Source organism: Streptomyces sp. NPDC050856, from assembly GCF_040653855.1.
Classification (GTDB): Bacteria; Actinomycetota; Actinomycetes; order Streptomycetales; family Streptomycetaceae; genus Streptomyces.
This window is the reverse complement of sequence record NZ_JBFAGV010000028.1, coordinates 22,903-47,260: the sequence shown is the minus strand read 5'-3', so window position 1 is coordinate 47,260 and position 24,358 is coordinate 22,903. Positions and strand designations below refer to the sequence as shown.

Below are 24,358 nucleotides of genomic sequence, written 5' to 3'. Positions count from 1 at the left end.
GGCAGGACCCGCGGGACCCGCCATCCGGGCACCGGACCCGAGCAGGTACGGTCGAAGCCGTGTACCGCTTCCTGTTGTCCCGGCAGTGGGTGATCCTCACCCTCATCGTCCTCGTGCTCATCCCCACGATGGTCGAGCTGGGCTTCTGGCAGTTCCACCGGCACCAGCACCGGGTCGCCCAGAACGCCCTGATCGCGGACAACCTCCGGGCAGCGCCCGTCCCCGTGACGGAGCTCACCTCGCCCGGGCACACCGTCCCGCGCGCCGACCACTGGCGCCGGGCCACCGCCACCGGCACGTTCGACACCGCCCACGAGGTCGTCGTACGCCGCAGGACCAACGCGGACGACCGGGTCGGCGTGCACGTGCTCACCCCGCTGCTCCTCGCGGACGGCCGGGCGGTGCTGGTCAACCGGGGCTGGATCCCGGCCGCGGCCGACCAGATGTCCTTCCCCGAGGTACCGCCCGCCCCCCGGGGCCGCGTCACCGTCACCGGCCGCCTCAAGGCCGACGAGACGACCGGCGCCAGCGGCATCAAGGACCTCAGCGGGCTGCCGCCGCGCCAGGTCATGCTGATCAACAGCGAACAGCAGGCGCAGCGCCTGGGCCGCCAGGTGCTCGGCGGCTACCTGGAGCAGACCGGGCCCCGGCCCGGCGGGGACACCCCCGAGCTGATCCCCGAGCCCGACCACGACTCCATCGGCGCGCACATGGCGTACGCGGTGCAGTGGTGGCTGTTCGCCGCGGGCGTCCCGGTCGGCTGGGTGGTGCTGGTACGGCGCGAGAAGCGCGACCGCGCGGCGGCCGCCGCCGCCGGTGCGCCGGCCGCCGCGGAGCCGCAGCCCTCCACTGCTTAGCCCCGCTGCCCTGCGGGAAGACGCCTGAGCGTGACGCAACGCATCGAGGACTACGCCCTGATCGGCGACCTGCAGACCGCGGCTCTGGTGGGCATGGACGGCTCCGTCGACTGGCTGTGCCTGCCGCGCTTCGACTCCCCGGCCTGCTTCGCCGCCCTGCTCGGCGACGAGGACAACGGCCACTGGCGGATCGCCCCGAAGGGCGCGAAGCGGTGCGACCGGCGGCGCTACGTGGGCGACTCCCTGGTGCTGGAGTCGGTGTGGGAGACCCCCACCGGGACCGTGAAGGTCCTGGACTTCATGCCGCAGCGCGACCAGGCCCCCGATGTCGTACGGATCGTGGAGGGCGTCAGCGGCACCGTGGAGATGACCTCGGTGCTGCGGCTGCGCTTCGACTACGGATCGGTCGTGCCGTGGGTGCGCCGGACCGACGGCCACCGGGTGGCGATCGCGGGGCCCGACTCGATATGGCTGCGCAGCGAGCCCGAGGTCAGGACGTGGGGCCAGCAGTACAGCACCCGTTCGTCCTTCACGGTCGGGCCGGGCGAGCGGGTGGCGTTCGTCCTGACCTGGCACCCCTCGCACGAGCCGCGCCCGGCGCGCGTCGATCCGCACGAGGCGCTGGAGCACACGCTGGAGGACTGGGAGGCGTGGGCGGCCCAGTGCACCTACGAGGGCCCCTACCGGGACGCGGTGATGCGTTCGCTGATCACGCTCAAGGCGCTGACGTACGCGCCGACGGGCGGGATCGCGGCGGCGCCGACGACCTCGCTGCCGGAGGACCTGGGCGGGGTGCGGAACTGGGACTACCGGTTCTGCTGGCTGCGCGACGCCACCCTCACCCTGGGCGCGCTGCTGTCGGCCGGGTACCTGGACGAGGCGGCGGCCTGGCGGGGCTGGCTGCTGCGGGCGGTGGCCGGCGACCCGGCGGACCTCCAGATCATGTACGGACTGGCCGGTGAGCGGCGGCTGCCGGAGACCAAGCTGCCGTGGCTGAAGGGGTACGCGGGCTCGGCCCCGGTCAGGATCGGCAACGCGGCCGTGCGCCAGCTCCAGCTCGACGTGTACGGGGAGGTCATCGACGCGCTGTACCTGGCGCGCGAGGCGGGCCTGTCCGGCGAGCGGCACGCCTGGAACCTCCAGCTCAGCCTGCTGGGCTTCCTGGAGTCGGCGTGGCGCCAGCCGGACGAGGGGCTGTGGGAGGTCCGCGGCCCGCGGCGCCACTTCGTGCACTCCAAGGTGATGGCCTGGGTCGCCGCCGACCGGGCGGTGCGCACCCTGGAGGCGCACCCGACGCTGCCCGGTGACCCCGAGCGGTGGCGGGTGATGCGCGACGAGGTGCACCGGGAGGTGTGCGAGAAGGGGTACGACCCGGTACGGAACACCTTCACCCAGGCGTACGGCTCCAAGGAGCTGGACGCCGCGACCCTGCTCATCCCCCGGGTCGGTTTCCTGCCGCCCGACGACCCCCGGGTGCTGGGGACGGTGGAGGCGGTGCGCGCGGAGCTCGGCCACCAGGGCTTCATCCGCCGGTACAGCGAGGACGCGGCCTCCATCGACGGGGTGCCGGGCGGCGAGGGCACGTTCCTGGTCTGCTCCTTCTGGCTGGCGGACGCGCTGCGCATGACGGGCCGCACCGAGGAGGCGCGCGAACTGTTCGAACGGCTGCTGTCGCTGCGCAACGACGTGGGACTGCTGGCGGAGGAGTACGACCCCTCGGCGGAGCGCCAACTGGGCAACTTCCCGCAGGCGTTCAGTCATATCGGACTGGTGGGCACCGCCCTCGCGCTGGCCCGGGACGAGGCGGCAGGATAGACCCATGGATCTTGGACTGAAGGACCGTGTGTATGTGGTGACCGGCGCGTCCCGGGGGCTGGGGTACGCCTCCGCGCGTGCGCTGGCGGCGGACGGCGCGAAGGTCGTGATCTCCTCGCGCGACGAGGGAACGGTCACCGACGCGGCCGCCTCGCTGGGCCCGGGCGCGGTGGGCGTGGCGGCGGACAACGCCGACCCGGCGGCGGCCGGACGGCTCGTGTCGGCCGCCCGGGACCGTTTCGGCCGCTTCGACGGCATCCTCATCAGCGTGGGCGGCCCGGCGCCCGGCTCGGCCGCGGACAACACCGACGAGCAGTGGCGGGCGGCGTTCGACTCGGTGTTCCTGGGCGCGGTGCGGCTGGCCCGCGCGGCGGCGGCCGAACTGACCGGGGGCGGGGTCATCGGTTTCGTCCTGTCCGGCTCGGTCCACGAGCCGATCCCGGGCCTGGCCATCTCCAACGGCCTGCGCCCCGGCCTCGCCGGTTTCGCCAAGTCGCTCGCCGACGACCTGGGCCCGCGCGGCATCCGGGTGGTCGGGCTGCTGCCGTCCCGGATCGACACCGACCGCGTCCGCGAGCTGGACGCCCTGTCGGGCGACCCGGGTGCCGCCCGCGCGGCCGCCGAGGCACGCATCCCGCTGCGCCGGTACGGCACGCCCGAGGAGTTCGGCAACACGGCGGCGTTCCTGCTCTCCCCGGCGGCTTCCTACCTCACCGGCGTGATGGTCCCGGTGGACGGCGGCGCGCGCCACGGGTTCTGACCGCCGGCGCCCCGGACCGGGCGGGCAACATGCCGTGAATGCCGGTGGGCCCGCCCGGGGCGGGGTCAGGAGACGCGGCGGGCGCGGTGCTTGGCGGCGCGCAGGCGTGCCTCGGCCGGCAGGGCGGGCAGACGGGCCGCCTCGCGGGCGTGCGCCAGCGCCCCTTCGGTGAGCCCCGAGAGGGTCTCGTGCGGTGAGGCGTGCGGCTCCAGCAGCATGGCGACCCGCGCCCTGGGGGCCGTCCGGCGGCCGGTGAGCCTGACCCGGGCGCGGGTCACGCCGTCCAGCGCTCCCGCCTCCTCCTCCACGGCGCCCTCCAGCGCCCGGCCGCGCAGTGTCGCGCCCTCGCCGTCGCCGCTGTCGACCAGCACCTCGGCCAGCCGGCGGCGCCGCGGCTGGGCCAGCAGCCACCACAGCGCCAGCAGCAGCAGCACCGCGAGAGCCGCGATGACGACCGGCCACCACCAGCCCTCGTCACGCCACCGGGTCCGCCCGGAGTCGGTGAGCAGTACCGAGTCCGGGCCCCGCCAGGGCCACCACGACGGCACGCCCAGGTCCAGGCCGGCCGCGAGGACCGCGCCGCCGACGGCGAGCAGCAGGAGTCCGGCCAGCCCCAGCAGTACGCGGTTGACGGTTCGCAGCATCAGCGGTCACCTCTTCCGGGCCGGGCGGGTGACGTACACCGACAGCGCCGGCGGCCGGGCCAGGCCCAGCTCCCGCACCGCGCCGTCCAGCGCCGCCGTCAGATCGGCGCGCACGTCGTCGAGTTCACGGAAGTGCGCGACGGCCCGCACCATGGCCTTTCCGCGCCCGGCCCGTACCCGTACGGACTGCACGCCCCCCACCTCCATCGCCCGGTCGCGCAGCACCAGCACCACCGCCTCACGGTCGAGTCCGGCACGTACCTGTGCCGGACCGCGCCGCATCGGCAGCACCGCGCGCAGCCCGGGGGTGAGGGCCAGGACGAGCAGCCACAGCCCGAGCGCCATCGCGGCGCCGGCCCCGACCCGTACCCACAGGTCGTCCAGCGGCCGCCCGGCCAGTCCCTCGGCGAGCACCCGCCGCCACCGCATGCCCGGCCGTCCGGCCCGTACCGCGGCGATGTCGTACAGCAGGAGTCCCGTACCGCCGAGGACCGCCAGGGCGAGCAGTACGGCCGGGGCGCGCCGTACCGACCAGAAGCGGCCCGCCCGGTGGGCGCCCCGCTCCTCCGGTGCCGGTGCCGACGTGCTCATCGCACCCTCCCGCGGTCCTTGTCGCGTGCGTACGGCGTGTGCAGCCGCTCCACGTGGACGGCCACCTCAGGCACCTCCATGCCCACCAGTGACGAGACGCGCCGTACCACCTGCCGGCGCACCGCGCCGCACCGCCCGCCGATGTCCGCGGGGTAGCCCAGTTCCAGGCTGACCCGCACCCGGGCGCTGTCCCGGTGCACCACGACCGTCGCGTGCGGCGGTCCGCCGGCTCCCGGTGCCCCGGGGGGACGGTCGCCGGGCGCGTCGCGGAGCGCCTCCCGTGCCGCCTGTGCCGCGATCTTCGCCACGACCCGGTCGGCGACGACGGTCGCGCCGCGCCGCGCCGCCTCGATCCGGTCCGCGGCCGCCACCTCCCTCACCGCCGCCGGTCGTCGCGCTCACGGCCCCGGAAGAAGTCCCCGGGTTCCAGGTCCCCGTCGAGGAACCGCCCTGCCACGAAGCCGACCGCGCCCAGCGCGGCGACCAGCAAAAACGCGCCGAACCCGCCGAAGTATCCGGCGAAGCCGAGCGCCATCCCGGCCAACAGGCCGGCCACAGCCATGCTCATCGTGCGCTCCCTCAGCCAGCCGCTACTGGAGCCGTGACTCCGGCTCTTCCTCTTCGTCCTCTTCCTCGGGCAGCTTCACATCGCTGACCGCGATGTTGACCTCGACGACCTCCAGGCCGGTCATCCGCTCGACCGCCGAGATGACGTTCTCCCGGACCGCTCCGGCGACCTCCTCGATCGAGACGCCGTACTCGACCACGATCTCCAGGTCGAGCGCGGTCTGTACCTCGCCTACCTCGACCTTCACGCCCCGGGTGACGCTGGGCTTGCCACCGGGGACCCGTTCGCGCACGGCGCCGAAGGTCCGGGACAGGCCGCCGCCCATCGCGTGGACGCCGACGACGTCCCGGGCGGCGAGCCCGGCGATCTTCTCGACCACGCCGTCGGCGATGCTGGTGCGGCCCCGGGAGGCCGGATCGCCACCGCCGCTCCGCTTGGTCACGGAGGTCTTCCTGGTCTCGTCGGCCGCCGTGCCCCTGGGCTGGGAGGCCTGTGCGCTCTGCGCGGTGTCACTCATCGCCGTTCGTCCCTTCCGGGCGGGTTTTGGCTCCATTGCCCACATTAAGTGTGGTTCCTCCAACTCGCGCCGGGAATGCGGCAGGCTGGGGGGATGACAACGACGGCTGAGGGATGGGCTGCGGCGGTACGGAGCCGGCTCGGGCTGGGCCGGCTCCTGGTGCTGGGCGAGGCGGCGGACGGGATCTGGCTGGCGGAGCGGGCGGCGGACGGGGTGCTGCGCCGGGCGGCCGCGGAGGTGCCCGGTGTCCGGCCGGGCCGGCTGCGGATCGGCCTCGCGGACCCGGACGCGGTGTCGGAGCCCGTGCTGCCGGCCCCGCCCGGGTCCATGCCACCGGGGCCGCTGCGGATCGAGGCGGAGTTCGCCGCGGGGCCGGCGGCACCGGCCGGCACACCGCTGCCGGCGCTGGCCGGACGGCTGCGAACCGCGCTGTTCACGGCGTCGGAGCGGTGGCTCGGGCTGGCGGTGACGGAAGTGGACCTGCGGGTGACGGCGCTGCTGGACGACGTGGCGCCGGATTCCCCCGGCGCCGTTGCGCCACCCGGGGGAGGCGCCCCGGAGGAGCGGGCCCCGGACCCTGCCGGAGCGCCCGGTGGAGCCCCGGCCGGCGACCCAGCGGCCGTGGCGGCGGCCGTACCGGGGGTGGCGCGGCTGACCACGGTCCTGGGCCCCTCGGTCCACCGGGCCGCCGACCACCTACGGATCGAACTGGAGACGGCGTCGGACCGCCGCGCACTGGACGTGGCGCGGGCGGTCCGTACCGCCGTGGGAGGCGCCCTCCCGGTGACGATCCTGGTCACCGGGGTGCGGCACGCCGGAGCGCGGGACGCCGGGATGCCGGGCGAGGGCTAGTCGGCGAGGCCCGCCAGGTCGCGCAGCCGACGGGCCTGGGCGGCGCGTTCGGCGGTGCGCTGCTCCTCGTAGGAACGCTCCCCCGCACCGCGCAGCAGCGCCTTGGTCTCCACCACCGCGTCACGCGGAGCCGCCAGCAGGGCGCCGGCCAGGTCCCGCACGGTGGCGTCGAGCTCCTCCGCGGGTACGACGAGGTTGGCCAGTCCGGTGCGCCCGGCCTCGTCGGCGTGGACGAACCGGCCGGTGGCGCAGATCTCCAGCGCGCGGGCGTACCCGACGGCGGCGACCAGCGGGTGCGTACCCGTCAGGTCGGGGACCAGGCCCAGGCTGGTCTCGCGCATGGCGAACTGCACGTCCTGCGCGACGACCCGCAGGTCGCAGGCGAGGGCGAGCTGGAAGCCGGCACCGATCGCGTGCCCCTGGACGGCCGCGATCGACACGATGTCGTTGCGGCGCCACCAGGTGAACGCCTCCTGGTACTCGGCGATGACCGCGTCCAGCTCCGCGTCGGAGCCGCGCGCGAGGTCGATGAAGGACGGCTCGCCGTCGAAGCCCTCGGGCGTGAACGCCTGCCGGTCAAGCCCGGCCGAGAAGGACTTGCCCTCGGCACGCAGCACCACGACCCGCACGCTGCCCGGCAGTGACCGTCCCGCCTCCGCCAGCGCCCGCCACAGAGCGGGCGACTGGACGTTGCGCTTGGCCGGATTGGCCAGGGTCACCGTGGCAACGGCGTCCTCGACGGTGAGCCGTACACCGTCCTTGTCGAACACTTCCAGGACAGAGTCGAGCGAGGTCATCGGGCGCCTCCCGGGTCCGTGCAGTCGGCCACGCCGTGGGTACGTACGTGGTAAGTGACTGCACAGTAACCACCCGGTCGAGTAAGCGGTCGACCGGGTGGCCCTGCCGGAACCGGTGGGCCGGACGGGCCGCGCCCGGACCTCAGGCCGGTGTGGCCTTCTTGCCCCGGGTCGCTCCGCCGCGTCCGCGCAACGTGACGCCGGACTCGCTCAGCATCCGGTGGACGAATCCATACGATCGGCCGGTCTCCTCGGCCAACGCCCGGATGCTCGCACCGGCGTCGTACTTTCTCTTCAGGTCTGCCGCGAGCTTGTCGCGCGCGGCGCCGGTCACCCGGCTGCCCTTCTTCAGAGTCTCGGCCACCCGTGCCTCCTCATGGGAAGTGCGCTCTGGACTCTCATGATCACCCCTCCACGCCCTCCTGGCCAGCCATTCGACAAGGTCTGTGCCAGAAGGTTTCGGCGGCGCGGCCCGGCCGACGGCGGCGAAACTTCGGCCCGACCGCGCGCCGGGCGGCGAAGTACCAGGTCAGCGTGGTGGGAGGGACGGGCCGGCCGGCCACCGGGTGCCACGCCGGGGTAGTAGAAGCACTCACTCAGATGAAGGATCACCGATGAGCCGAATGATCCAACCGAGGTGATGGGCCGGGTCAGGCGAGAGCGACGAGGTCCGCGTAGTCGGCGCCCCACAGGTCCTCGACACCGTCCGGCAGCAGGATGATCCGCTCCGGCTGGAGGGCTTCGACGGCTCCCTCGTCGTGGGTGACGAGGACGACCGCGCCCTTGTAGGTGCGCAGCGCGCCGAGGATCTCCTCGCGGCTGGCCGGGTCGAGGTTGTTCGTCGGCTCGTCCAGGAGCAGGACGTTCGCCGAGGAGACGACGAGCGTCGCCAGCGCCAGCCGGGTCTTCTCCCCACCGGAGAGCACCCCCGCCGGCTTGTCGACGTCGTCGCCGGAGAAGAGGAACGAGCCGAGCGTCTTGCGGACCTCGACGAGATCGAGGTCCGGGGCGGCCGACCGCATGTTCTCCAGGACGGTGCGGTCCGGGTCGAGGGTCTCGTGCTCCTGGGCGTAGTAGCCCAGCTTGAGGCCGTGACCGGCCACGACCTGCCCGGTGTCCGGCTTCTCGGCCCCGGCCAGCAGGCGCAGCAGGGTGGTCTTTCCGGCGCCGTTGAGGCCGAGGATGACCACGCGCGAGCCCTTGTCGATGGCCAGGTCGACGTCGGTGAAGATCTCCAGGGAGCCGTACGACTTGGACAGGCCCTCCGCCATCAGCGGGGTCCTGCCGCAGGGCGCGGGGTCGGGGAAGCGCAGCTTGGCGACCTTGTCGGAGACGCGTACCGCCTCCAGGCCGGCGAGGAGGCGGTCGGCCCGCTTGGCCATGTTCTGCGCGGCGACCGTCTTGGTGGCCTTGGCGCGCATCTTGTCGGCCTGCGAGTTGAGCGCGGCGGCCTTCTTCTCGGCGTTCTGGCGCTCACGCTTGCGGCGCTTCTCGTCGGCCTCGCGCTGCTGCTGGTAGAGCCTCCAGCCCATGTTGTAGACGTCGATCTGGGACCGGTTGGCGTCCAGGTAGAACACCTTGTTGACGACCGTCTCGACCAGGTCGACGTCGTGGGAGATCACGATGAAGCCGCCGCGGTAGCTCTTGAGGTAGTCGCGCAGCCAGACGATGGAGTCGGCGTCGAGGTGGTTGGTCGGCTCGTCCAGGAGCAGGGTGTCGGCGTCCGAGAAGAGGATCCGGGCCAGCTCGACCCGGCGGCGCTGACCACCGGAGAGCGTGTGGAGCGGCTGGCCCAGCACCCGGTCGGGCAGGCCGAGGGCGGCGGCGATGGTGGCGGCCTCGGCCTCGGCCGCGTACCCGCCCTTGGTCAGGAACTCGGTCTCCTGGCGCTCGTACTGCCGCAGCGCCTTGTCGCGGGTGGCGCCCTGGCCCACCGCGATCCGCTCCTCGTTCATCCGCATCTTGCGGATCAGCACGTCGAGGCCGCGGGCGGAGAGGATGCGGTCGCGGGCGAGCACGTCCAGGTCGCCGGTGCGGGGGTCCTGCGGCAGGTAGCCCACCTCGCCGGAGCGCGTGATGGTGCCGGCGGCGGGGATCCCCTCGCCCGCGAGGCACTTGGTGAGCGTGGTCTTGCCGGCGCCGTTGCGGCCGACCAGGCCGATGCGGTCGCCCTTGGCGATACGGAAGGACGCGGACTCGATGAGAACGCGGGCGCCGGCGCGCAGCTCGATGCCGGAAGCGGTGATCACGGACAGACTCCAGGGCGGTATGGACGGCGGAAGGACGGCGGGTGCGGTGGCTTCGGCGCCGGTCTAGTGCACGGGGAGAATGGCCATGGGGGCCAGTCTAACGGGCGGGTGCAACTGCTTTTCGGCCCCGGCGCGGGCGGTGCGGCCCCCGGCGGCCGGGCGGCCCTTGCCGCTGGGCGCTGCCAGACTGGGACCAGGTGAGATCCGGATCACATCCGCGTGCCGGTGCGGTGGACGCGGGCGAGCGGAAGGGACCAGCGGCATGGCGGACGTACCGAGCATCTACCCGACGATCCTGTACGAGGACCCGAAGGCGGCCATCAGAACGCTCAAGGAGGCCTTCGGGTTCACCGAGGTGAGCGTGTACGAGGGTGAGGACGGCACCGTGCTCCACGCGGAGCTGGCCTTCGGCAACGGCATGGTGATGCTGGGCTCGAAGGGGCACGGCGGGGTCTTCGGCCGGGCCATGACGGGCGCGGGCCCGGCCGGGGTGTACGTCGTCGTGACGGACGTGGACGGCCACTGCGCCCGGGCGGAGCGGTACGGGGTGGAGATCCTGATGCCGCCGACGGACCAGGACTACGGCTCGCGGGACTACATGGCGCGGGACGCCGAGGGCAACGTCTGGAGTTTCGGGACGTACGCCCCCGGCGCCGCGGGGTAGGGCGGGCGCCGGTCCGGGCCCGGTCCACCTCCGGGGCGCCGGGGGCGTGGGCCGACGGCCGGTCTCCCCCACGGCGTCCGCGCGGCCCTTCGGCCCGCCTTCCGCTCACGCGCCGCCGGTGTGGACCTGGAAGGCGGCCCGGCGCACCGCCTTGGCCAGCGCGGGATCGGGGTGGGCGGCGGCCAGCGCGACCAGGACCTGGACGGTGCGGGGGTGGCCGACCGCCCGGACCGCGTCGAGCAGCGCGGGCACGGTGCCCTGCACGGCGGACTCCAGGTGGCGGACGAGCAGGCTGCTCTCGCCGTGGTCGGCGACGGCCGCCGCGGTGTCCACCCAGAGCCAGGTGGCCTCCTCGCGGGTGAGGACGTCGGCGGCTTCGTCGGGGTCGGCCCCCTCGTGCTCGGCGAGCCAGAGCAGCGCGTAGGGGCGCAGGGTGACCTCTTCGGCGGCGGCCCGGACGTCGGCCTCGGCCGCGGCGCCGACCACGCGCAGGGCCTCGAAGGCCAGGCCGCGCAGCAGGGCGTCCTGACCGCGGGCGACGGCCAGCAGTTCGGTGACGGCGCTGCCCAGGGGGCGGGCGGCGAGCCAGGCGCGGTACTCGGCGCGGGCCGGGCCCGGGGTGAGGCGGGCGCAGGCCCTCAGCATGTCCTCGGCGGACTGCTCGATGTGGCCTGCGGTGCTCTGCGCGGCGACGCAGATCTGCTCCAGCTTGACCCACACCGCCCAGTTGCCGAGCGGGGTGAGGGTGGCCTGGCCCTCGTCCAGGGTCAGCGCGCCCACCGCGGCCAGGCCCTCCAGGGCCCAGTCGAGCAGGCGGGCGAGCGAGGCGGGGTCCGGCAGGGGCTGCGGCTGCCCGGGCGGGGGTGCGTCGGCGCGCCGGGCCGCGTCGCCCGGACGCGGTTCGGCGGGGACCTCGCAGCGCTCCTCGCGCAGCTCGGCGACGCGCTGCTGGAGCAGGTCGAGCAGGGCCGGCACGGGCACGGGCCCGGCGGAGAGCTGGAGCAGGGAGAGCACTTGGGGGACGGCTTCCACGACCTCGGCGACGGACGCGGCGGCGGCGTCCGCGGGTGCGGGGTGGACGAGCGACCAGGCGTCGAAGAGCGCGACCCAGCCGCGCAGGACGGCGGTGTCGTCGCGGTCCCAGGCGCGCAGCCGCCAGCCGGGACGGGCGGTGCCGCCGTGCAGTTCGACCAGTCCGGCCAGGCGGGCCCGGTCCCAGCCGGCCCGCACCTGCTCCGGCGTCAGGTCCAGGGCGGCCGCGGCCCGGTCCCTGGCGGGGGCGGCGTCCTGGCCCCGGTCCCGCTCGACGGCGGCCCAGCGAGCGATGCGTACGGCGTCGGCGAGGACCGATCGCGCCTGGCGGGCCAGCTCGGCCAGCGGTGGCGTGCCCTCGGGCGGCCTCGTCGCCGACCGTGTCCGACGGGTCGTCACGGCCCGCCGGGCCGTGGTCAGGGGCCGCGTACGGACGAGTCGGAGTCTGGAGTTGCGCGCCAATTGCTCATCAGGCTTTCGAGACGTCACGGGGGCAGTCTTCCCGGTGACGGCCCGAAAGCCCAAACGGAATGCGATGCGCCGGGCGGCGCGGGGCCCCCGGGAGGTGGTGGATCGCTACATGAGAGGGGTGAGGAAGCGGCGCAGGATCTCCTCGTAGCGGTCGGGCCCGGCGTTCCACATGGCGCCGTGCGGGGCGTCGCGGACGGTGTGCAGGGTGACCAGGTCGGGGCGGCGTGCGGCCAGCTCCCGGGAGGCCGCCCAGGGGGCGAGGTGGTCGTCCGGACCGTGGAAGAGGAGGGTCGGCACGCGCAGTCCGTCGGGGTCGGCGGCCTCGGCGAGCCGGTCGCCGTGCACCCCGGTCCTGCCCTGGGCGGCCCGGACGGCGAGCGGCAGCAGCGGGCCGGGGATCCGGCGTGCGGTGGCCAGGGCGCGCACGGTGGCCTCCCAGTCCAGGACCGGGGAGTCCAGGACGAGGCCGCGGATCCGGTCGCGCAGGCCGCAGTTGGCGGCGGCGTGCAGGGCCATGGCGCCGCCGGTGGACCAGCCGTGGAGGATGACGCTCTCGGCGCCGTTGCGCACCGCGTGGCGGACCGCCGCGTCCAGGTCGCGCCACTCCGAGTCGCCGAGGTGCCCCAGGCCGTCGGCGGGGCGGGGGGCGCCGGGGTCGCCCCGGTAGGCGAGGTCGAGCACCGGCAGCCGAGCGCGGTGCAGGAAGCCGAGCACGTTCAGCGGGTGCTCCCGGGTGGTGCCCAGGCCATGCACGGTGATCACCCAGGTGGAGCGGGCCCCGGGGACGAACCAGGCGGGCAGCGGGCCCAGTTCGCCGGGCACCTCCACGTCGTCGTGGTCGATGCCCAGCGCGCCGGCGGGGGTCCCGGTGTGGAGCTGGGGGGTGAGGCGGACCCGGACGCCCGGTTCCAGCCTGCCGCGAGCGACCCGTTCCAGGCGGCGCACCACGGTGTCGGCGGAGTGCGGCACGTCCTCCAGCACCGGGCCGACGACCGCGTGGACCCCGGCGGCCGTGAGGCCGTACCTGCCGGGCCGCAGGGAGGCCAGGCAGCGGGTCAGGACGACCCGGCCGGGGGCGGTGGCGTGCACGGTGAGCCGCGGCTCGCCCGGCAGGGACCCGCCGGGCCCCGCCCCGAGGGCGGCGGTGCTGGCGTACCGGCCGGCCGCCACCGCGGCCGCGCCGGCGCCGATCAGGGTGGTGACGGCCGCTGCCGTCGCTGTAGCCGGGCGCATCGTTCCAGTGTCGGCACGGTCGCCGCCCGCTGCCAGTGGGCCGGGGCCGGCGGGTGACGCCCGGTGCGCCGGCGGTTCAGCGGCGCTGGCCGTAGCCGCGGAACTTCTCGGCCACCCGGTCCAGTTCGCCGGGCGGCAGCAGCGCGGGGGTGTGTCCGGGCACGGAGCTCGCGGTGAGCCAGACCCGGCACATCCACTCCAGCTGGGCGGTGCGGTCGTAGGCCTGGTCCAGGCTGTCCCCGTGGGCCACGGTCCCGTGGTTGCGCAGCAGGCAGGCGGTGCGGTCCGCCAGGGCGGTGAGCATGTGCCCGGCCAGCTCCTCGGTCCCGTACAGCGCGTAGGGCGCGACCCGGACCGGGCCGCCCAGGGCGGCGGCCATGTAGTGGATCGGCGGGAGCTCGGTGACGAGGGTGGAGACGGCGGTGGCGTGCACCGCGTGGGTGTGCACGACGGCGCCGGCCGGGGTGTGGCGGTAGATCTCCAGGTGCATGGGGAGTTCGCTGGTGGGCATGAGCTCGCCGCGCACCTGGTTCCCGGCCAGGTCGACCACGGTGGCGTCGGCGGGGGTGAGCCGGTCGTAGGGCACGCCGCTGGGGGTGACCAGCACCAGGTCCCCGACCCGTACGGAGACGTTGCCCGAGGTGCCGACGACCAGCCCGTCCGTCACCGTCCTGCGGGCGGTGGCCACCAGGGCCTCCCAGGCCTGCCCGATCGCGTCCTGTGTCATGTGCCCGATCATGACAGCCCGCCCGGCCGCGGGCCGGGGCTCCACCGCCCGGTGGGGCGCCGGACCAGGGCCCGGACGGCGGCACGGGGCGGGGGCGGGGAGCGGGCGGATTCCGGGGGGTTCCGAGTGCATGCCGGGAAGTCCCCGGTGCTCCCGAGCGACCCCGGGATCCCGAGTATCCCGAGTGATCCCGAGTGACAAGAATCTCCCCGGCGGCCGGCCGGGACCGCGCCCGCCGGCCGTGGCGCGGGGCCCGGAGCGGCCGCATCCCGTGCGGGGTGGCGATTCCACGGCGAAGCGGAGGGAACGGCCCCCGTTCGAGGTCATCACAACGCCCGACCCAGTTCACCTTCCGTTCACTCAGGTTGCCTACGTTCGCCTGGCCACTGACGTCGAACGATTGCCTGGGTAAATGGAACACATCACGCTGCTGCTCGCCATTGTGGTCGTGACAGCTCTAGTGTTCGATTTCACGAACGGTTTCCATGACACCGCCAACGCGATGGCCACCACCATCTCGACCGGCGCTCTCAAGCCCAAGACGGCGGTGGCCATGTCCGCCGTGCTCAACCTGGTGGGTGCGTTCCTGTCGGTCGAGGTCGCCAAGACGATCTCCGGCGGGATCATCAACGAAGCGGGCATCCGAACAGAAGTGATCTTCGCGGCGCTGGTCGGCGCGATCCTGTGGAACCTGCTGACCTGGCTGCTCGGCCTGCCGTCCAGCTCCTCCCACGCCCTCTTCGGCGGTCTGATCGGCGCGGCGGTGATGTCGGCCGGCTGGTCGTCCGTCAACGGCAGCACCGTCGTCACCAAGGTGCTGATCCCGGCCATCGCCGCCCCGATCGTGGCCGGCGTGGCCGCGACGCTCGCCACCCGCCTGACGTACCGGATCGGCAGCCGCACCGACGAGAAGGCGACCGCCAAGGGCTACCGGGCCGGGCAGATCGCCTCCGCCGGCCTCGTCTCGCTGGCGCACGGCACCAACGACGCGCAGAAGACCATGGGTGTCATCACCCTGGCCCTGGTCACCGGCGGTGTCCTGGCGCCCGGCTCCAACCCCCCGATGTGGGTCGTCGTCTCCGCCGGCCTGGCCATCGCGCTCGGCACGTACCTGGGCGGCTGGCGCATCATCCGTACCATGGGCAGGGGCCTGACCGACCTGCGTCCGCCGCAGGGCTTCGCCGCGCAGACCAGCGCCGCGACGGTCATCCTGGCCTCCTCGCACCTGGGCTTCTCGCTCTCCACCACCCAGTCCTGCTCCGGCGCCGTGATGGGCGCGGGCCTCGGCCGCAAGGGCGGCGTCGTCCGCTGGTCGACCGCCACCCGGATGTTCGTCGCCTGGGGCCTGACCCTGCCGGCCGCCGGCCTGGTGGCCGCCGCCGCCGAGTTCCTCACCCAGCAGGGCACCTGGGGCGTCGTCGTGGTCGCCGCCCTGCTGATCGCCGGCTCCGCCGCGATCTGGGTCGCCTCGCGCCGCAAGCCGGTCGACCACACCAACGTCACCGAGGACGGGACCGACGAGCCCGCCGGCGTCGTGACCGCCGCCATCGCGGCCGTCACCCCGCCCCCGGCCGGTGTCGCCGCCGCCGTTCCCGCGGCGCCCGAGTTCAAGACCACCATCCCGGCACCGGCCTCCGCCGCGGCCGCGGCCGACCCGGCGTCCACCGCCGCGGTCTGATCGCTCCAAGGAAGAAACAGCATGAAGATCGACTGGGCGGCTCTCGCCACCGTCTTCGGCGTGAGCCTCGTCGCCACCGTCGCACTGGTGGGCCTGTTCACCCTCGGCATCGTCGGCCTCTCCAAGCGGGAGTCGGCGGCGGCGGGGGGCGGCTCCGCGGCTCTGGCCCGTACCGGCGCCTACGCCTGCTTCGCCCTGTGCGCGGCGGCCGTGACGTACGGGATATACCTGATCGTCGTCTGACCCCCACCGCATCCCGCCGCGCGTCCGCGGCACGGCGCCACCCCGCGCGAGGCCCGGAACGGACCACCCGTTCCGGGCCTCGCCGTGCCCGCTCCGCCCGGCCGGGCCCCGAAGGCCGCAGGTCAAGGGTGAGTTGACGGGCCTTCGCGGACCGTGGTGGACTGCCGGGGCCCCTTACGGCGGCAGGAGAGGAAGCCGGTGCGAATCCGGCGCGGTCCCGCCACTGTGAGTCCGGCCCCCCGGGGCCGGACGAGTCAGGAACTCTCGCCGCCGGTCACGTCGAGCCAGGGCGCGGACCCTGAGTGAGGACATTGCGCCATGTCAGGCTGCCGTCTCGCCGTTCCACCGAGTGCTGTGCGTACCAGTCGTACGCGTACCAGGGGTTCTCACCGCGTATCGGCGGGCTGAGCCGATGCGCAGGGAACGTGTCTTCGCGTACGGCGCCGCCGCCGGCCTCGCCGTCGACCTGCTCGTCGGTGACCCGCGCCGCGCCCACCCCGTGGCCGCCTTCGGGCGGGCCGCGGGCCGGGTGGAGGGCGCGCTGTGGCGCGACCACCGTGGCTGGGGCGCTGTCCATACGGCCGTGTGCGCCGGGGGCGCGGCGGGTGCCGCCGCGCTGGTCGCACGCGCCGCAGACCGCCGGAGCGCACTGTCGGTCGCTCTGACCGCCGCCTCCGTGTGGGCCGTCGTCGGCGGCACCACGCTGGGCCGTGAGGCGCGCGCCGTCGGCGGGGCGCTGGCGGCCGGGGACCTGGAGGTGGCGCGCGAGCGGCTGCCGCATCTGTGCGGGCGCGACCCGCAGTCGCTGGACGGGCCCGCGATGGCGCGGGCGGTGGTGGAGTCGGTCGCCGAGAACACCTCCGACGCGGTCGTCGGCGCCCTGGTGTGGGGCGCGCTGGGCGGCGTACCGGGCCTGGTCGCCTTCCGGGCGGTGAACACGCTGGACGCCATGGTGGGCCACAGGTCGCCCAAGTACCGCAGGTTCGGCTGGGCCTCGGCCCGGCTGGACGACGTGGCGGGCTGGCCCGGCGCCCGGCTGACGGCCGCGCTGGCGGCCGTCGCGGGCGGCGATCCGCGCGGGGCGGTGCGCGCCTGGCGGGCCGACGCCGCCGCGCACCCCAGCCCCAACGCGGGCCCGGTGGAGGCGTCGTTCGCCGGGGCCCTGGGTGTACGGCTGGGAGGCACCCTCTCGTACGGCGGGCGCGTGGAGCACCGTCCGGTGCTCAACGCGGCCGGCCGGGCCGTGGAGGTGACCGACATCGAACGGGCGGTACGGCTCTCGCGCCGGGTGAGCGCCCTGGCGCTGGTGGTCTGCGCCGGCGGCCGGCTGGCCGCCGGGGCCCGGCGGGCCCGGAACCGGAGGGGAATGTGAGAGGCGGACTGCTGGTCGCGGGCACCACGTCCGACGCGGGCAAGAGCGTCGTGACGGCCGGCATCTGCCGGTGGCTGGTGCGCCAGGGCGTGAAGGTCGCCCCGTTCAAGGGGCAGAACATGTCCCTCAACTCCTTCGTGACCCGTGCGGGCGCGGAGATCGGGCGCGCCCAGGCCATGCAGGCGCAGGCCGCCCGGGTGGAGCCGACCGCGCTGATGAACCCGGTGCTGCTCAAGCCCGGCGGTGACCGCTCCAGCCAGGTGGTGCTGATGGGCAGGCCGGTCGGCGAGCTCAGCGCCCGGGGCTACCACGGCGGCCGGCAGCAGGCGCTGTTCGGCACGGTCGTGGAGTGCCTGGAGGAGCTGCGCGCGACACACGACGTGGTGATCTGTGAGGGCGCCGGCAGCCCCGCCGAGATCAACCTGCGGCGCACCGACATCGTCAACATGGGCATCGCCCGCGCCGCGCGCCTCCCGGTCGTGGTGGTGGGTGACATCGACCGGGGCGGGGTGTTCGCGCAGTTCTTCGGCACCACGGCGCTGCTGGCCCCCGAGGACCAGGCGCTGGTCGCCGGCTACCTGGTCAACAAGTTCCGGGGCGATGTGACACTGCTGGAGCCGGGTCTGGACATGCTCCACGGCCTGACCGGCCGGCGGACGCTGGGCGTCCTGCCGTACGCGCACGGGCTGGGCATCGACGAGGAGGACGGGCTGCGGGTGTCCATGCGCGGCACGGTGCGTGAGTCCGTCGTCGCGCCACCGGTCGGCGAGGACGTGCTGCGCGTCGCCGTCTGCGCCGTCCCGCTGATGTCGAACTTCACCGACGTGGACGCGCTGGCCGCCGAACCGGGCGTCGTGGTGCGGTTCGTGGACCGGCCCGAGGAGCTCGTGGACGCCGACCTGGTCGTGGTGCCGGGCACCCGCGGCACCGTCAGGGCGCTGGCGTGGCTGCGCGAGCGGGGCCTCGCCGACGCGCTGGTGCGGCGTGCCGCCGAGGGCCGGCCGGTGCTGGGCGTCTGCGGCGGCTTCCAGGTGCTCGGCGAGTGGATCGACGACGAGGTGGAGTCCCGGGCCGGCCGGGTGGCGGGCCTGGGGCTGCTGCCGGTACGGGTGCGCTTCGCCCCCGACAAGACGCTCGCCCGCCCGGCCGGCCGGGCCCTGGGGGAACCCGTCGAGGGGTACGAGATCCACCACGGCGTCGCCGAGGTGCGCGGTGGGGAGCCCTTCCTGGACGGTTGCCGGGTCGGGGCGGTGTGGGGCACGCACTGGCACGGGTCGCTGGAGAGCGACGGCTTCCGGCGGGCGTTCCTGCGGGCGGTGGCCGGGGCCGCCGGACGGCGGTTCGTCCCGGCGCCCGGCACCTCGTTCGGCGCGCTGCGCGAGGAACAGCTCGACCGGCTGGGCGACCTGATCGAGGAGCACGCGGACACGGACGCGCTCTGGAAGCTGATCGAGTCCGGGCCGCCGGCCGGGCTGCCGTTCGTCCCCCCGGGAGCGCCATGACCACGGCGCCCCGGCCCACCGCCGCGCCGCACGCGGCCACCGAGTCCGCCGCCCGTCCGACCCGAACGCCAAGGAGCGATCAGCACATGAGCACCCGGTATCCGTTCACCGCCGTCGTCGGCATGGACGACCTTCGGCTGGCGCTGCTGCTCAACGCCGTCAGTCCGGCGGTCGGCGGCGTCCTCGTCCGGGGCGAGAAGGGCACCGCCAAGAGCACGGCGGTGCGCGCCCTGGCGGACCTGCTGCCCGAGGTACCGGTCGTGGCGGGCTGCCGCTTCAGTTGCGACCCCGCGGCGCCGGACCCGCAGTGCCCCGACGGCCCGCACGGGACCGGCGCCGCCACCTCCCGTCCGGCCCGCATGGTGGAGCTGCCGGTCGGCGCCTCCGAGGACCGGCTCGTCGGCGCGCTGGACATCGAGCGGGCGCTGGCCGAGGGCGTCAAGGCGTTCGAGCCGGGGCTGCTCGCCGCGGCGCACCGGGGGATCCTGTACGTGGACGAGGTCAACCTCCTCCACGACCACCTGATCGACCTGCTGCTGGACGCCGCCGCGATGGGCGCCTCGTACGTGGAGCGCGAGGGCGTCTCCGTACGGCACGCCGCGCGGTTCCTGCTGGTGGGCACCATGAACCCGGAAGAGGGCGAGCTGCGGCCGCAGTTGCTGGACCGGTTCGGGCTCACCGTCGAGGTCGCCGCCTCCCGCGAGCCCGAGCAGCGGGTCGAGGTGGTGCGGCGCCGGCTGGCCCACGACGACGATCCCGCCGCCTTCGCGGCGCGCTGGGCCGACGACGAGACCGCGCTGCGGGAGCGGATCGTGACCGCCCGCGCGCTGCTCCCCCAGGTGACGCTGGGGGACGCGGCGCTGCGGCAGATCGCCGCGACATGCGCCGCGTTCGAGGTGGACGGCATGCGCGCCGACATCGTGATGGCCCGCACGGCGACGGCGCTGGCCGCCTGGGCCGGGCGCACCGAGGTCACCTCGGACGACGTACGGCAGGCGGCGCTGCTCGCGCTGCCGCACCGCCGGCGCCGCTCGCCGTTCGACGCGCCGGGGCTGGACGAGGACAAACTGGACCGGACCCTGGAGGAGTTCGCGGGCGACGACGACTCCCCGGAGCCCGAGCCCGAGCCCGACCCCGACCCGGACCAGGACCCGGACCCGGACCCGGGCCCGGACGGCGGCGGGCCCGACGGCGGACCCGGAGGCGGTGGCCCGGACGGTGGCGGCGGGGTGCCGCCGCAGGGCGGGGCACCGGACGCGTCCGCCGAGTCCTCGCGGACCGATCCGGAGGGGGGCCGGGAGGACGCGCCGGAGGGCGCCCGCGCGCCGGGCGCGGGCGCTGCCCCCGAGCAGGCCGCCGTCAGGGCCGCCGAGCCGTTCCGTACCAAGGCGCTCAGCGTGCCGGGGCTCGGCGAGGGCGCGGCCGGGCGCCGCTCCCGCGCCCGCACCGAGCACGGCAGGACGACCGGGGCGCGCCGGCCGCGGGGCGCGCTGACCAAGCTGCACCTGGCCGCCACCGTGCAGGCCGCGGCCCCGCACCAGCGGGCGCGCGGCCGGTCCGGCCCCGGGCTGGTGGTGCGGCGCGACGACCTGCGCCAGGCGACCCGCGAGGGGCGGGAGGGCAACCTGGTGCTGTTCGCGGTGGACGCGTCGGGTTCGATGGCGGCCCGGCAGCGCATGGGCGCCGTCAAGGGCGCCGTGCTGTCGCTGCTGCTGGACGCCTACCAGCGGCGGGACAAGGTCGGACTGGTCACGTTCCGGGGCTCGTCGGCGGAGGTGGCGCTGCCGCCCACGTCCTCGGTGGACGCGGCGGCGGCCCGCCTGGAGCAGCTCCCGACCGGCGGGCGCACCCCGCTGTCGGCCGGGCTGCTGAAGGCCCATGACGTACTGCGCGTGGAGCGGCTGCGCGACCCCTCACGGCGCGCGCTGCTGGTCGTCGTCACCGACGGCCGGGCCACCGGCGGCCCCGAACCCCTGGCGCTGGCCGCGCGGGCGGCCCGGCTGCACGCCGCGGAGGGCACCGCCAGTGTGGTGGTCGACTGCGAGGCCGGGCCGGTACGGCTGGGGCTGGCCGCCGAGCTGGCCCGCGATCTCGGCGGCACCGCCGTCACCCTGGACGAGCTGCGCGCGGACTCCATCGCCGGGCTCGTCAAGGACGTTCAGACCCACCGGGCACACAGAAGGGCCGCTTGATGCCGCAGGGACAGCCGACCGTCGTACCGCAGGACGGTCTCACCACTCGCCAGCGCCGCAACCGTCCGCTGGTGATGGTGCACACGGGGGTCGGGAAGGGGAAGTCGACGGCCGCCTTCGGGATGGCGCTGCGCGCCTGGAACCAGGGCTGGCCGGTCGGGGTCTTCCAGTTCGTCAAGTCGGCGAAGTGGAAGGTCGGCGAGGAGAACGCGCTGAAGGTCCTCGGGGCGTCCGGCGAGGGCGGCACCGTCGACTGGCACAAGATGGGCGAGGGGTGGTCCTGGATCCAGCGCGACTCCGAGGTGTCCAACGAGGAGAAGGCCCGGGAGGGCTGGGAGCACATCAAGCGCTGCCTGGCCGAGGAGACGTACCGGTTCTACGTGCTCGACGAGTTCGCCTACCCCCTGCACTGGGGCTGGGTGGACACCGCCGAGGTGGTCGAGGTGCTGCGGAACCGGCCCGGCCAGCAGCACGTGGTCATCACCGGCCGCAACGCGCCCGCCGAGCTGTGCGGGTTCGCCGATCTGGTCACCGACATGTCCAAGGTCAAGCACCCGATGGACGCCGGTCAGAAGGGCCAGCGGGGCATCGAGTGGTAGCACGTCTCGTCATCGCCGCGCCCTCCTCCGGCGCGGGCAAGACCACGGTGGCGACCGGTCTGATGGCCGCGTTCGCCGGCCGTGGTCTCGCGGTGTCCCCGCACAAGGTCGGGCCCGACTACATCGACCCCGGCTACCACGCGCTGGCCACCGGCCGGCCGGGCCGCAACCTCGACGCCTACATGTGCGGCACGGAGCTGATCGCGCCGCTCTTCGCGCACGGCTCGCGCGGCTGCGACCTGGCCGTCGTGGAGGGGGTGATGGGCCTGTACGACGGTGCCGCCGACCAGGGGGAGCTGGCGTCCACGGCGCAGGTGGCCAAGTTGCTGAAGGCGCCGGTGGTGCTGGTGGTGGACGCCTCGTCGCAGTCGCGTTCGGTGGCGGCGCTGGTGCACGGGTTCGCGTCGTGGGACCCGCAGGTGCGGATCGGCGGGGTGATCCTCAACAAGGTCGCCACCGACCGGCACGAGCACCTGCTGCGTGAGGCGCTCGGGGAGTCGGGCGTGCCCGTCCTCGGCGTGCTGCGGCGGGCGCCGGCCGTGTCGACGCCGTCGCGGCACCTGGGCCTGGTCCCGGTGGCGGAGCGGCAGGCGCAGGCGGTGGACGCGGTCGCGGCGCAGGCGGAGCAGGTCCGCTCGGGCTGCGACCTGGACGCGTTGCTGGCGCTGGCCCGGTCGGCCCCGCCGCTGCCCGGCGCGGCCTGGCAGCCGGCTGTCGAGCCGGTGGCCGGGCCGCGTCCGGTCGTCGCCGTCGCGGGCGGGGCCGCCTTCACCTTCTCCTACGCCGAGCACGCCGAACTGCTGGCCGCGGCGGGGGCCGAGGTCGTGGCCTTCGACCCGCTGCGGGACGAGGAACTCCCGGACGGCGCGCGCGGGCTGGTCATCGGCGGCGGCTTCCCGGAGATGTACGGGTCCGAGCTGTCCGCCAACGCGGCGCTGCGCGAGGCGGTCGCGGAGTTGGCGGCGTCCGGCGCGCCGGTCGCCGCCGAGTGCGCGGGACTGCTGTACCTGGCCCGGTCCCTGGACGGCGAGCCGATGTGCGGGGTGCTGGACGCCGAGGCGCGGATGTCGGAGCGGCTCACGCTGGGCTACCGGGACGCCGTCGCGGTGAGCGACAGCCCGCTGGCGGCGGCCGGGACGCGGATGCGCGGGCACGAGTTCCACCGCACGGTGCTGGAGCCGGGTGCCGGGCCGGCGCCGGCGTGGGGGCTGCGGCAGCTGCGGCGGCGCGTCGAGGGCTTCGTCCAGGGCGGTGTGCACGCGAGCTACGTGCACACGCACTGGGCGGCGGCGCCCGCGACGGCCCGGCGGTTCGTGGAGTTCTGCGCGCGGTGACCCGGGGTGCGCTGGTCGTCGGGGTGGGGGCCGGGCGGGGCGTGTCCACCGGCGAGGTGCTCGGGCTGATCGAGCGGACCCTGCGGGGCGCCGGACTGCCGGCGGACGGGGTGGTCGAGCTGGCGACCGTGGCGATGAAGGCGGACGAGCCGGGCATCGTGGCCGCCGCGGCCCGGCTCGGGGTGCCCCTGCGGGCCTACCCGCCCGGCGAGTTGGCGCGGATCGCCGTGGCGCGCCCGTCGGGGGCGGCGCTCGCCGCCACGGGAACGCCGTCGGTGGCGGAGGCGGCGGCGCTGGCCGGCGGGGGCGAACTGGTCGTGCCGAAGGCCAAGTCGGCGCGGGCGACGTGTGCCGTGGCGCGCAGGCGGTTGTTGAACGGGGGGCACGGGTACACCGCTGGGGAGACACCGGACGTGTTAGATCCTGGTCATGGAGCGCTACCGGAAGCCACCGGTCCCGCCGGTCTTCCGTCCATCCCCCACTCCCCACACCCACACCATGGCGGCCATGCATCCCCACACCGACACCCAAGACCTGCGGCACCACGGTGACGCGGAAGTCCGGGACGAGAAGCTGACCGATCTCGCGGTCAATGTCCGTTCCCACACCCCACCCGACTGGCTGCGCGAGCGCATAGCGGCCTCGCTCACCGGCCTGGCCGCCTACCCGGACGGGCGGGCGGCACGGGCCGCGGTCGCCGAACGGCACGGTCTGCCCGCCGAGCGGGTGCTGCTGACCGCCGGGGCGGCCGAGGCGTTCGTCCTGCTGGCGCGGGCGCTGCCGGTGCGGCGGCCGGTGGTGGTGCACCCGCAGTTCACCGAGCCCGAGGCGGCCCTGCGGGACGCCGGTCACCGGGTGCGGCGGGTCCTGCTGCGCGAGGAGGACGGATTCCGCCTGGACGGGGCGGCGGTCCGCGCGGTGCCGGAGGACGCCGACCTGGTGATGGTGGGCAACCCGACGAATCCCACGTCCGTGCTGCACCCGGCCGAGACCCTGGCGCGGCTGGCCCGGCCGGGGCGGACCCTGGTGGTGGACGAGGCCTTCATGGACGCGGTGCCGGGCGAGCGCGAGTCGCTGGCCGGCCGGCGCGACGTGCCGGGGCTGGTGGTGCTGCGCAGCCTGACCAAGACGTGGGGGCTGGCGGGGCTGCGGGTCGGTTACCTGCTGGCCGACCGGGAGACGGTGGGGGCCCTGGAGCGGGCCCAGCCACTGTGGCCGGTCTCCTCCCCGGCGCTGGTGGCGGCCGAGGCGTGCATGTCCCGCGCCGCGCTGGCGGAGGCGGAGCACGCGGCGCACCGGATCGCGACGGAGCGGTCCCATCTGCTGGCGGGGCTGGCGGAGTTCGACGAGGTACGGGCGGTCACGGCGGCCGAGGGGCCGTTCGTGCTGGTACGGATGGACCGCGCGGACGTGGTGCGCGAGCGGCTGCGGTCGCTGGGTTTCGCGGCCCGGCGCGGGGACACCTTCCCGGGCCTGGGCCCGCAGTGGCTGCGCCTGGCGGTCCGCGACCGTACGACGACGAACCGTTTCCTCCAGGCCCTGGACCAGGCGCTGGTGATGGCCGGGAGCGCGGGCGGCGACGGCTGAGGCCGGCGCCGGGGCCGGGGCTGGGCCGGCGGGGCGCGGGGCCGGGCTCGGGCCCCCGGCCCGGGTGCGCGGCG

The 24,358-nt window shown here is 75.2% G+C and carries 23 protein-coding genes, 1 pseudogene and 1 riboswitch; of the genes and pseudogenes, 13 read left to right on the top strand and 11 right to left on the bottom strand.

The window, feature by feature from the left end; translation table 11 throughout:
• Nucleotides 1-59 precede the first annotated feature (59 nt).
• The 3 genes from AB0H53_RS22875 to AB0H53_RS22865 are packed head-to-tail and all read left to right on the top strand — an operon-like array spanning nt 60 to nt 3,432.
• Nucleotides 60-857: an SURF1 family protein gene (locus AB0H53_RS22875; protein ID WP_362116280.1), complete on the top strand. Its 798-nt coding sequence runs from the start codon at nt 60-62 to the stop codon at nt 855-857.
• A gap of 30 nt (nt 858-887) precedes the next feature.
• Entirely contained in the window at nt 888-2,672 is a 1,785-nt protein-coding gene (locus tag AB0H53_RS22870) for a glycoside hydrolase family 15 protein (RefSeq protein WP_362116277.1), read from the top strand.
• A gap of 4 nt (nt 2,673-2,676) precedes the next feature.
• Nucleotides 2,677-3,432: an SDR family oxidoreductase gene (locus tag AB0H53_RS22865; RefSeq protein ID WP_362116274.1), complete on the top strand. Its 756-nt coding sequence runs from the start codon at nt 2,677-2,679 to the stop codon at nt 3,430-3,432.
• A gap of 65 nt (nt 3,433-3,497) precedes the next feature.
• On the opposite strand, the gene amaP is transcribed toward AB0H53_RS22865, so the two are convergent.
• The 5 genes from amaP to AB0H53_RS22840 are packed head-to-tail and all read right to left on the bottom strand — an operon-like array spanning nt 3,498 to nt 5,752.
• Entirely contained in the window at nt 3,498-4,076 is a 579-nt protein-coding gene (amaP, locus tag AB0H53_RS22860; protein WP_362116271.1) for an alkaline shock response membrane anchor protein AmaP, read from the bottom strand.
• A gap of 6 nt (nt 4,077-4,082) precedes the next feature.
• Nucleotides 4,083-4,667, bottom strand: coding sequence for a DUF6286 domain-containing protein (locus tag AB0H53_RS22855; RefSeq protein ID WP_362116268.1), 585 nt, complete (start codon nt 4,665-4,667; stop codon nt 4,083-4,085).
• On the bottom strand, nt 4,664-5,038 hold the full coding sequence (locus tag AB0H53_RS22850; protein ID WP_362116265.1) for a hypothetical protein: 375 nt from the start codon (nt 5,036-5,038) through the stop codon (nt 4,664-4,666). Before AB0H53_RS22850 ends, AB0H53_RS22855 begins: the two co-directional genes overlap by 4 nt.
• Nucleotides 5,039-5,043: 5 nt before the next feature.
• Nucleotides 5,044-5,235, bottom strand: coding sequence for a hypothetical protein (locus AB0H53_RS22845; RefSeq protein WP_362116262.1), 192 nt, complete (start codon nt 5,233-5,235; stop codon nt 5,044-5,046).
• 22 nt (nt 5,236-5,257) lie between these two features.
• On the bottom strand, nt 5,258-5,752 hold the full coding sequence (locus tag AB0H53_RS22840; protein WP_362116259.1) for an Asp23/Gls24 family envelope stress response protein: 495 nt from the start codon (nt 5,750-5,752) through the stop codon (nt 5,258-5,260).
• Between the two features lie 93 nt (nt 5,753-5,845).
• Between AB0H53_RS22840 and AB0H53_RS22835 the strand changes: the two genes are divergently transcribed.
• On the top strand, nt 5,846-6,604 hold the full coding sequence (locus AB0H53_RS22835; RefSeq protein ID WP_362116256.1) for a hypothetical protein: 759 nt from the start codon (nt 5,846-5,848) through the stop codon (nt 6,602-6,604).
• On the opposite strand, the gene AB0H53_RS22830 is transcribed toward AB0H53_RS22835, so the two are convergent.
• The 3 genes from AB0H53_RS22830 to AB0H53_RS22820 all read right to left on the bottom strand — a co-directional run bounded on the left by AB0H53_RS22830 (nt 6,601) and on the right by AB0H53_RS22820 (nt 9,650).
• Nucleotides 6,601-7,401: an enoyl-CoA hydratase/isomerase family protein gene (locus AB0H53_RS22830; protein WP_362116253.1), complete on the bottom strand. Its 801-nt coding sequence runs from the start codon at nt 7,399-7,401 to the stop codon at nt 6,601-6,603. The two genes, AB0H53_RS22835 and AB0H53_RS22830, sit on opposite strands and share 4 nt — an antisense overlap.
• A 142-nt stretch (nt 7,402-7,543) precedes the next feature.
• Nucleotides 7,544-7,765, bottom strand: a complete 222-nt coding sequence (locus AB0H53_RS22825; RefSeq protein ID WP_362116250.1) for a helix-turn-helix domain-containing protein — start codon at nt 7,763-7,765, stop codon at nt 7,544-7,546.
• Between the two features lie 286 nt (nt 7,766-8,051).
• A complete protein-coding gene (locus AB0H53_RS22820; protein WP_362116247.1) occupies nt 8,052-9,650 on the bottom strand; it encodes an ABC-F family ATP-binding cassette domain-containing protein in 1,599 nt (532 codons plus the stop codon).
• A gap of 262 nt (nt 9,651-9,912) precedes the next feature.
• Between AB0H53_RS22820 and AB0H53_RS22815 the strand changes: the two genes are divergently transcribed.
• The gene (locus tag AB0H53_RS22815; RefSeq protein ID WP_362116244.1) at nt 9,913-10,314 is read left to right on the top strand and encodes a VOC family protein; all 402 of its coding nucleotides are present in this window, start codon (nt 9,913-9,915) and stop codon (nt 10,312-10,314) included.
• Between the two features lie 105 nt (nt 10,315-10,419).
• Here AB0H53_RS22815 and AB0H53_RS22810 read toward each other — a convergent pair whose 3' ends face one another.
• The 3 genes from AB0H53_RS22810 to AB0H53_RS22800 form a co-directional block, all read right to left on the bottom strand.
• Nucleotides 10,420-11,745: a hypothetical protein gene (locus tag AB0H53_RS22810; RefSeq protein ID WP_362116241.1), complete on the bottom strand. Its 1,326-nt coding sequence runs from the start codon at nt 11,743-11,745 to the stop codon at nt 10,420-10,422.
• 177 nt (nt 11,746-11,922) lie between these two features.
• Nucleotides 11,923-13,050, bottom strand: a complete 1,128-nt coding sequence (locus AB0H53_RS22805; protein ID WP_362116238.1) for a prolyl oligopeptidase family serine peptidase — start codon at nt 13,048-13,050, stop codon at nt 11,923-11,925.
• 76 nt (nt 13,051-13,126) lie between these two features.
• Nucleotides 13,127-13,777: a class II aldolase/adducin family protein gene (locus tag AB0H53_RS22800; protein ID WP_362116235.1), complete on the bottom strand. Its 651-nt coding sequence runs from the start codon at nt 13,775-13,777 to the stop codon at nt 13,127-13,129.
• Between the two features lie 412 nt (nt 13,778-14,189).
• Between AB0H53_RS22800 and AB0H53_RS22795 the strand changes: the two genes are divergently transcribed.
• From AB0H53_RS22795 to cobC, 8 genes and pseudogenes are all read left to right on the top strand, one after another.
• Nucleotides 14,190-15,455, top strand: coding sequence for an inorganic phosphate transporter (locus AB0H53_RS22795; protein WP_362116232.1), 1,266 nt, complete (start codon nt 14,190-14,192; stop codon nt 15,453-15,455).
• Between the two features lie 21 nt (nt 15,456-15,476).
• The gene (locus tag AB0H53_RS22790) at nt 15,477-15,698 is read left to right on the top strand and encodes a hypothetical protein (protein WP_362116229.1); all 222 of its coding nucleotides are present in this window, start codon (nt 15,477-15,479) and stop codon (nt 15,696-15,698) included.
• A 187-nt stretch (nt 15,699-15,885) separates the two neighbouring features.
• Nucleotides 15,886-15,962, top strand: a riboswitch (cobalamin riboswitch).
• Between the two features lie 148 nt (nt 15,963-16,110).
• Nucleotides 16,111-17,070: a cobalamin biosynthesis protein gene (locus AB0H53_RS22785; protein WP_362116226.1), complete on the top strand. Its 960-nt coding sequence runs from the start codon at nt 16,111-16,113 to the stop codon at nt 17,068-17,070.
• On the top strand, nt 17,067-18,572 hold the full coding sequence (locus AB0H53_RS22780) for a cobyric acid synthase (RefSeq protein ID WP_362116223.1): 1,506 nt from the start codon (nt 17,067-17,069) through the stop codon (nt 18,570-18,572). Before AB0H53_RS22785 ends, AB0H53_RS22780 begins: the two co-directional genes overlap by 4 nt.
• 86 nt (nt 18,573-18,658) lie before the next feature.
• Entirely contained in the window at nt 18,659-20,764 is a 2,106-nt protein-coding gene (locus AB0H53_RS22775) for a putative cobaltochelatase (RefSeq protein ID WP_362116220.1), read from the top strand.
• On the top strand, nt 20,764-21,363 hold the full coding sequence (gene cobO / locus AB0H53_RS22770) for a cob(I)yrinic acid a,c-diamide adenosyltransferase (protein WP_362116217.1): 600 nt from the start codon (nt 20,764-20,766) through the stop codon (nt 21,361-21,363). The genes AB0H53_RS22775 and cobO overlap by 1 nt, the downstream gene beginning before the upstream one ends.
• Nucleotides 21,357-22,697, top strand: a complete 1,341-nt coding sequence (locus AB0H53_RS22765) for a cobyrinate a,c-diamide synthase (RefSeq protein WP_362116214.1) — start codon at nt 21,357-21,359, stop codon at nt 22,695-22,697. The genes cobO and AB0H53_RS22765 overlap by 7 nt, the downstream gene beginning before the upstream one ends.
• A pseudogene (gene cobC / locus AB0H53_RS22760) lies at nt 22,694-24,284 on the top strand (Rv2231c family pyridoxal phosphate-dependent protein CobC). The gene AB0H53_RS22765 and the pseudogene cobC overlap by 4 nt, the downstream one beginning before the upstream one ends.
• The last annotated feature ends 74 nt before the right edge of the window (nt 24,285-24,358 follow it).